This window comes from Dolichospermum sp. FACHB-1250, from assembly GCF_014696335.1.
In the GTDB taxonomy this organism is placed as follows: Bacteria; Cyanobacteriota; Cyanobacteriia; order Cyanobacteriales; family Nostocaceae; genus Dolichospermum; species Dolichospermum planctonicum.
The window spans coordinates 1-8,696 of record NZ_JACJPZ010000093.1; the positions used below are offsets into that span (position 1 = coordinate 1).

The 8,696-nt window shown below is 39.8% G+C and carries 3 protein-coding genes and 1 tRNA gene; 3 read left to right on the forward strand and 1 reads right to left on the reverse strand.

The genetic code is table 11. The features are described from left to right. Nucleotides 1-275 precede the first annotated feature (275 nt). A tRNA-Met gene (locus H6F39_RS19740) sits at nucleotides 276-348 on the reverse strand. Between the two features lie 351 nt (nucleotides 349-699). On the opposite strand from H6F39_RS19740, the gene H6F39_RS19745 reads away from it, so the two are divergent. The 3 genes from H6F39_RS19745 (at nucleotide 700) to H6F39_RS20905 (ending at nucleotide 8,477) form a co-directional block, all read left to right on the forward strand. Then, nucleotides 700-1,404: a hypothetical protein gene (locus H6F39_RS19745; RefSeq protein WP_137909470.1), complete on the forward strand. Its 705-nt coding sequence runs from the start codon at nucleotides 700-702 to the stop codon at nucleotides 1,402-1,404. A gap of 112 nt (nucleotides 1,405-1,516) precedes the next feature. Continuing rightward, entirely contained in the window at nucleotides 1,517-2,857 is a 1,341-nt protein-coding gene (locus H6F39_RS19750) for a hemolysin family protein (RefSeq protein ID WP_190397276.1), read from the forward strand. 991 nt (nucleotides 2,858-3,848) lie between these two features. Further along, complete coding sequence (locus H6F39_RS20905) at nucleotides 3,849-8,477, forward strand: Calx-beta domain-containing protein (protein WP_242028678.1); 4,629 nt, start codon at nucleotides 3,849-3,851, stop codon at nucleotides 8,475-8,477. Nucleotides 8,478-8,696 lie beyond the last annotated feature (219 nt).

Here is an 8,696-nt window from a genome sequence, read left to right on the forward strand (position 1 = left end):
TACCTCACTCAATACAGCATTTTCCGATCTTATAAAGTACAGACATTAAGCATAAAACTCTTGTGGTGCGGGCATCTTGCCCGCATAAAGTGTACCTCACTCAATACAGCATTTTCCGATCTTATAAAGTACAGACATTAAGCATAAAAATCTTGTGGTGCAGGCATCTTGCCCGCATAAAGTCTACCTCACTCAATCTCAACTTGCTGTATAATTCTGACTCCGTTCTTGCCTAAGTTGTAATTTCTTTAAAAGCGTAAAATAAACGCCTAAAATGCGCCCTGCTGGAATTGAACCAGCCTGAAGACGAATTATGAGTTCGTTGCCTCCCCAATCGGCCAAGAGCGCTTATTCACATGGATTTCAACCTCGCACTTTTTGGTTTAACCAGTGATTCTCGATCTTACATTAACCATAATACACTATCTGACTATAATTTGGCAACCCATGAACAATTATTAATCACGTTTAAATGCTCAACATCTGATCAACTATGTAATGGGGTGAATTTTTTCAATATTGACAAAGCCAAACTTTAAAATCCCTACATATAGTAGCATATAGATTAAACAAATATTCAATCCTATTTACCCCAGTTGCTAGTTATTTAAACTGAGGATAGTCATGAGTAATACCATAACTACACCAAGAGAAAATTCTAGGACTTACCCGTTCCCTTTATGTCATAATTTATTAGCAATGCAAATCAATACTACTGTACTCCTGACCTTAATTTTGTTAACCCTGATGTTGGGAGCAAGTTCTGCAAGTGGTTTTTTAGGATTCAAATTGGGAAGTGACGCACTCAAAGGTGTCACTACACCAGATGGTCGTCCCGTTAATAAATTTAACAGCAGCAAGAGTAATAACCCCCAACAGGGAACTGAAAGTTTCCTAAAAGAGGAAGATATTCTCAAAGCTGTCAAGTCAAGAATTAACAGTAAAAAACAAGGTAACAAACCAGAAAAGTCAGCAGAAGAAGAAGAGATTAAAACCAGCAAACCCCAGAGACAGGAAAAACCCAAACAACCAGCACCAGAAACCCTACAACCAGGATTTCCTGTTTCTGCTGAAAGTGAAGGCGTAACTATGTCTGTACAGTCTGTGCGCTATTCTGGAGGTGATTTATTGCTAAGAGTCAATATGCAAAATAAAGGCACTGATTCTGTACGGTTTCTCTATAGCTTTTTAGATATTACTGACGATAAAGGAAGAACCTTGAGTGCAATTACAGAAGGTTTACCCGCAGAATTGCCCGCCAAAGGAGCAGAATTTAAAGGTACAATTAGCATTCCCACAGCTTTACTTGATGATGTCAAGCAGATATCTCTGTCTTTAACTGATTATCCAGCCCAAAGACTTAAGTTACAATTGTCTGATATTCCTGTAGAGAAAGGTAATTAACATTCAATTTGGGATTTGGGATTTGGGATTGTATTTTTTATACTTCAGCCTCAAAAACCAAAAATCAAAAAATTTCTTTCCCCTGTGGGCAATTTATATACTATCTTAGACAGTGAGCGCTTTTTCTACCTTAACTTGGACGGATACGGGACTACGATTTTGTAGCGTACTAGTGCTGATTGCTATCAATGCCTTTTTTGTAACGGCAGAGTTCTCAATGGTGACAGTGCGACGGACACGCATTCAACAGTTAGTGCAAGCTGGTGACATCCGAGCGATCGCTGTGGAAACATTACAACGTAGTATTGATAGACTACTATCTACAGCCCAACTAGGTATTACCCTTTCTAGTCTGGCACTGGGTTGGATTGGAGAAAGTACAATTGCTGTATTAGTAGAAAAATGGCTTGACTCCTGGCCTTTACCTTTGAGAATTAATAACTTACTAGCGCATTCTTTATCAGTCCCCATTGCCTTTTTTGCCATTGCTTACCTACAAATCGTTTTAGGCGAATTGTGTCCCAAATCAGTGGCTATGTTATATTCAGAACATCTAGCTAAATTTTTAGGTCCATCAGTTAAAGCAATAGTCCGCTTTTTTAGTCCCTTTATTTGGGTTCTTAATCAATCAACCCAATGGCTATTACAATTGTTTGGAATTAAATACATAGGTCAAAGTTGGCGACCTCCAGTTACACCAGAAGAATTACAATTAATTATAGCTACAGAACGAGAATCTACAGGTTTAGAAAATGCAGAACGAGAACTGTTAAATAATATTTTTGAATTTGGGGATATTACCGCCGAAGATATCATGATTCCCCGGACTAGCATTATTGCTTTACCCATAACCGCCACCTTTCACATATTACTTGAAGAAATAACATCTACTGGTCACTCTCGCTATCCTATCATTGGCGAGTCCTTAGACGACATTTGTGGCATAGTCTACTTTCAAGATTTAGCACAACCCTTAGCCTTAGGAAAAATTACACCAGACACACAAATCAGACCTTGGATGCGTCCTCCTCGATTTGTACCAGAACAAACTCTCTTAAGTGAACTTTTGCCAATGATGCAGCAAGAGAAAGCAACCATAGTCATGGTAGTTAATGAATTTGGCGGCATTGTGGGACTAGCGACCATTCAAGATATCATTGCTGAGATTATTGGTCATGCAGGTGAATCTAATAGTAGCAATGATTTACTCATTCAAATGCTAGACCAACGGACATTTTTAGTCCAAGCACAAATTAATCTAGAAGAAGTTAATCAAGTCTTACATCTCAATTTACCCCTAACTAGAGAGTATCAAACTTTGGGGGGATTTTTACTTTATCAATGCCAAAAAATTCCCAATAAAGGCGAGATCTTTAATTATCACAATCTGGAATTTACCGTCATCTCAATTATCGGTCCACGTCTTCACCAAATCCAAATTAAAATTTTATAGGAACAGGGAACAGGGAACAGGGAACAGGGAACAGGGAACAGCTTTTTGAGTAGGGTGTGTTAGCGACAGCGTAACGCACCATTGGTAAAGACTTTGGGTGTAGCATAGCGATAGCGAAGCGCTGCTGCAAGCAGTTCGCCATATAATAGCGTAACGCACCATTTTAAATCATTATCCTGGACATCCTGATATGGCTAACGCCACGCTTCGCTATCAGACAATATAAAAATTTGCTTTTCAGGTATTGACAAAGGATTTAAAAAATGTTATATTTATATTGATAAGGAAGAACTATCTTAAATTTTAAAGTAGGGTGTGTTAGCGACAGCGTAACGCACCATTTTAAATCATTGACATCATCAGAAAATCCCCATCTTCATCCTGTACATCCTTTAATCAGTTGACACGGAACAGCCAACAAGACGCAAAAAAACCGCGAAAAATTTGCTTTTTAGATATTGACAAAGGATTTTAAAAATGTTATCCTTATCTTTATAAGGAAGAACTATCTTAAATTATTTATAGTAGGGTGTGTTAGCGACAGCGTAACGCACCTGATAACGTGATTTACAAAATCATAAAATCCCCGTCTTCATCCTGTACATCCTTTCATCCTGGACATCCTGATTCAGACACCCTACTATTTGGCTGTGTTAGCGATTAGTAACGCACCATTTTAATTACTGAGCGACTAAATATATAGTTTCTGGCAGGTTTTCAATACCGCCTTGAGTAAAAAAAGTTTGGATTTGGGATTGACAAATCCAAATCAATTATGTGACAATTATTTCTGTAAAGATTATCATCATGAACAATTAAACAAGCAACAGGTGTCTTTGCAAGTAATACTTGTAAAGGCGGGTCTCCTTTGTCAATAGACTCTTTGGATTTGTAGTTTTAGAATCCTATAGGATAAATAATCCTATAGGATGTCTTGGGATAGTATTTGGCTAATTTCAACAGCGATTTGTAAATTTGAATGGAGTGAAATATGACTCTTCCTAACATTACCCTAACGGTATCCCCCACCAACGTTTTAGAAGATGGTACAACCAACCTAGTTTACACCTTCACCAGAACTGGAATTACCACCAATGCTTTAAACGTCAACTATGGCATCACTGGCACAGCCGATAGCAGTGATTACACAGGAGCTACACCAGGAACAGGTAAAACCATTACCTTTGCTGCTGGTGCAAGTACAGCCACTTTAACCATTAACCCCACTGTAGACACACTCATTGAGTCGGATGAAACCGTTACTTTAACGTTGCTTCCCGTTTCTGGCACAATCGCAAACACTATCAGCGAATCAGCTTCTGGTGGTTTTGGCACAACCGAGAAGCTCTATTACATCTCATCAACTGGTGGCAGCTTTAGCCTAAACTATCAGATGTACGGCATTCCTGACCAAGCAGAAATATTCGTCAATAATGTGCTAACAACCCGGACAAATGGTTTTGTCTCTGGTTCAGGCTCTCTAAATTTGAACTCAGTTACATTACAAACTGGCGATCAAGTGAAAGTGGTAATCACTGGAAATAATCCAGGAACCGCATGGGATTATAATGTTTATTATAGTGGAGGTATTGTCCCCACTACTTACACCGTTGGTACAACAGGAGCGGTAACGGGAACTATTCTTGATGATGATGCTACCATTACCCTAGCAGTATCCCCCACCAGCGTTTTAGAAGATGGTACAACCAACTTAGTTTACACCTTCACCAGAACTGGAATTACTACCAATGTCTTAACCGCCAACTATAGTATCAATGGTACAGCCGATAGTAGCGACTACACAGGAGCTACACCAGGAACAGGTAAAACCATTACCTTTGCTGCTGGTGCAAGTACAGCCACTTTAACCATTGACCCCACAGCAGATACCACCATTGAAAGTAATGAAACTGTAGCTTTAACTTTAGTAGCAGGTACAGGTTACACCGTTGGGACAACAGAAGCGGTAACGGGAACTATTGCTAATGATGACCCCACCATTACCCTAAGAGTAGATCCAGCGACTGTAACAGAAGATGGTACAGATAATCTGGTTTATACCTTCACCCGCACAGGGGACACAACCAACGCTCTGACTGTTAACTATAGTATCACTGGCACAGCAGATAGCAGTGACTACACAGGAGCTACACCAGGAACAGGTAAAACTATTACCTTTGCTGCTGGTGAAACTACGAAACAAATAACCATTGACCCCACAGCAGATACCAGCGTTGAGAGTAATGAAACTGTAGCTTTAACTTTGACAGCAGGAACAGATTACACTATTGGCACAACCACCGCTGTGACTGGAATCATTAGGAATGATCATCCAGTAATATCATTTAGTTCTCCTACTTTCAGAGTCAATGAAAATGGAGATTATATTAGTGCTGTAACTATCATTCGCACTGGGAACATAGATGGAGTAGATAGCGTTACCGTTACTCCTACTAATGGCACAGCCACAGCACCTGGTGATTTTAACAGCAACCCTATCATAGTTAACTTTGCTAATGGTGAAACAAGTAAAACCATTCGCATTCCTATTGTCAATGTCACTGATGTAGAATCCACTGAAACAGTTAACTTAACCCTCTCAAATCCCAGCCGAGGAGCTACATTAGGAAGTCAACAAACTGCCGAAATGACAATTGTTGATAATGATGGCTCATTTGGCTATAGTTGGGGCGATCCCCACATGAAAACCTTGGATGGAATTTATTACGAGTTCCAATCCGTTGGATTCTTTACTCTTCTTAAATCCACTACAGATGACTTTGAAATCCAAGCCCGACAAGAAAGTTGGATTTACAATCCCAATGTTTCAGTCAATACAGCCGTTGCTATTAAAATAGGTGGAAATCGCTTCCAGCTTGATTTGAGCGCGAACCCGCTAAAAATTGACGGTATTGCCACTAATCTTCCTAATGGACAATACCAACTAATAGGAAATAACAATATAGTTCGGTCTAACAACACGTACACTATCTATTCCGAAAATGGCGATCAAATTCAGGTCGCATTGAATGGCAATCATATTAACGTTTTTGCTTATCCTGCCAGCAACCGCCAAGGTAATTTAGTAGGACTTTTGGGTAATTATAACGGAAATCCAAATGATGATTTTGCTCTCCGCAATGGGACTGTTATCGGTGGCCAACCCGATTATAACCGAATCTACGGCGACTATGACGACAGTTGGGGCGTTACTCAGGCGGATTCCCTATTTATAGAGCCAATTACAACTGCCCCTGTTTCCCCTACCACAGTCATCACCATTAACACTCTAACTCCTCAAGAGCGCACCGCAGCCGAAACAATTGCTCGTAATGCTGGTATTACCGACCCAACGCTGTTGGATGCTGCGATTTTGGATATTCATGTTACCAATGGCGATAATACATTTATCCAAGGTCATACTAACTTACAGCAACAACTAAATATTAATATCACTGGGGTTGCTGATACCCTCATTGGTGGCACTGGTGACGATTCCTACTATGTAGATAATACAGCAGATACCATCACAGAATTAGTAGGACAAGGAACAGATAGCGTTTTTAGCACTGTAACTTACACCTTAAGCGCCAATGTAGAAAACCTGACGTTACAGGGAACAACCGCTATTAATGGTACAGGTAATGAATTAAATAATATTATTACAGGTAACACTGGTAATAACGTTCTCACAGGTAGTGCGGGGAATGATACTCTCATTGGTGGTGCGGGGAATGATACTCTCATTGGTGGAGACGGTGTAGATACAGTTGATTATGGTCAACTGGCAACTAATATTACCTTACATATTACCTTACAAGCACAGGGAGTAGTCAATAAAGGTGCTTTAGGCACAGATACAGTACAAGCAGAAGCGTTTCTTGGTAATGCTGATTTTGCTAATGTCATTGATACTGCAACTAGTAACGCCATTAACGCAGATCTAGGTTCAAATAGTCTCACTGTCCTGGGCTTACCTTCAGGAGATGTCACTTTTACTGTGGTGAATTTCCAAAATGTCACTGGTTCCCAAGCAGATGATATCATTACTGGTAATAACCTTAATAATAACCTTAATGGTGGTGCGGGTGATGATATTTTATTTGCCAGCGCTGGGAATGATACCTTAATTGGTGGAGACGGTGTGGACATAGTTGATTATGGTCAACTAGCAACTAATATTACCTTAGATATTACCTTACAAGCACAGGGAATAGTCAATAAAGGTGCTTTAGGCACAGATACCGTACAAGCAGAAGCGTTTCTTGGTAATGCTGATTTTGCTAATGTCATTGATGCTGCAACTAGTAACTCCATTAACGTAGATTTAGGTCAAAATAGTCTCACTGTCCTGGGCTTACCTTCAGGAGATGTCACTTTTACTGTGGTGAATTTCCAAAATGTCACTGGTTCCCAAGCAAATGATATCATTACGGGTAATGACCTTAATAATATCCTCAATGGTGGTACGGGTGCTGATACTCTCATTGGTGGTTTGGGTAATGATTCCTACTATGTAGACAATACAGCAGATATCATCATAGAAAACCTGAATGAAGGAACTGATACGGTTTTCAGCATTATTGATTACACATTAGGGGATAACCTAGAAAACCTGACGTTACAGGGAACAACCGCTATTAACGGTACAGGTAACACCCTCAATAACAGCATTACAGGTAACGCAGCCGATAACGTTCTCACAGGTGGTTTAGGAAATGATACCTTCATTGGTGGTTTAGGAAATGATACCCTCATTGGTGGTTTGGGTAATGATTCCTACTATGTAGACAATACAGCAGATATCATCATAGAAAACCTGAATGAAGGTACAGACAGGGTTTTCAGCATTATTGATTACACATTAGGGGATAACCTAGAAAACCTGACGTTACAGGGAACAACCGCTATTAACGGTACTGGTAACACCCTCAATAACAGCATTACAGGTAACGCAGCTGATAACGTTCTTACAGGTGGTACGGGTGCTGATACTCTCATTGGTGGTGCTGGTAATGATTCCTACTATGTTGATAATACAGCAGATATCGTCACGGAAAACCTGAATGAAGGAACTGATACGGTTTTCACTACCATCAGTTACACCCTAAGCGCCAATGTAGAAAACCTGACGTTACAAGGAACAACCGCTATTAACGGTACTGGTAACAGTTTAAATAATATCCTCACGGGAAATAGTGCAGTCAATACTATTAATGGTGGTATCGGTAATGATACTTTGAATGGTGGTATCGGTAATGATATTCTACTGGGTGGTGTCGGTGCTGATGATTTAACTGGTAGTATAGGTAATGACTTCATTTATTTAGGAGCTAACGATAACGCTGTAGATACCGTCCGCTATACAGCAGGTGATGGGATAGACATGATTTACCAGTTTGTTCGTGGTGTCGGTGGTGATAAAATTGATTTTTCAGGGATCACTAATATTGATGTCGTGACATCTGGTATTAATACACGATTTGCCGTGGGAGATGGTATTAGTGGTAATACTGGTTTTGGTACTGGTCAATTATTAGGAACATTATCTAGTACAAATGGTTTTACTAGTGATAGTGTGAATGTCAACCTGTTTGGAGGTAATTTCCTATTTAGTTAATAACTTTGTTGGGTTGAGAAAACCCAACAACTTCGGGACTTTATTGTTAGGACTTTGTTGGGTTACGCTGTGGCTTAACCCAACCTACAATTATCACAAACGCAAAAAAAAACCGCGAAAAATTTGCTTTTCAGGTGTTGACAAAGGATTTGAAATATGTTATCCTTATCTTGATAAGGAAGAGCTATATTAAGGAGTGCGGAGTACAGAGTTAGAGAG

What these genes read in the sequence shown, in the direction of transcription:
- H6F39_RS19745 (WP_137909470.1), top strand. Translation starts at nt 700, where the DNA reads ATGCAAATCAATACTACTGTACTCCTGACCTTAATTTTGTTAACCCTG.
- H6F39_RS20905 (WP_242028678.1), top strand. Translation starts at nt 3,849, where the DNA reads ATGACTCTTCCTAACATTACCCTAACGGTATCCCCCACCAACGTTTTA.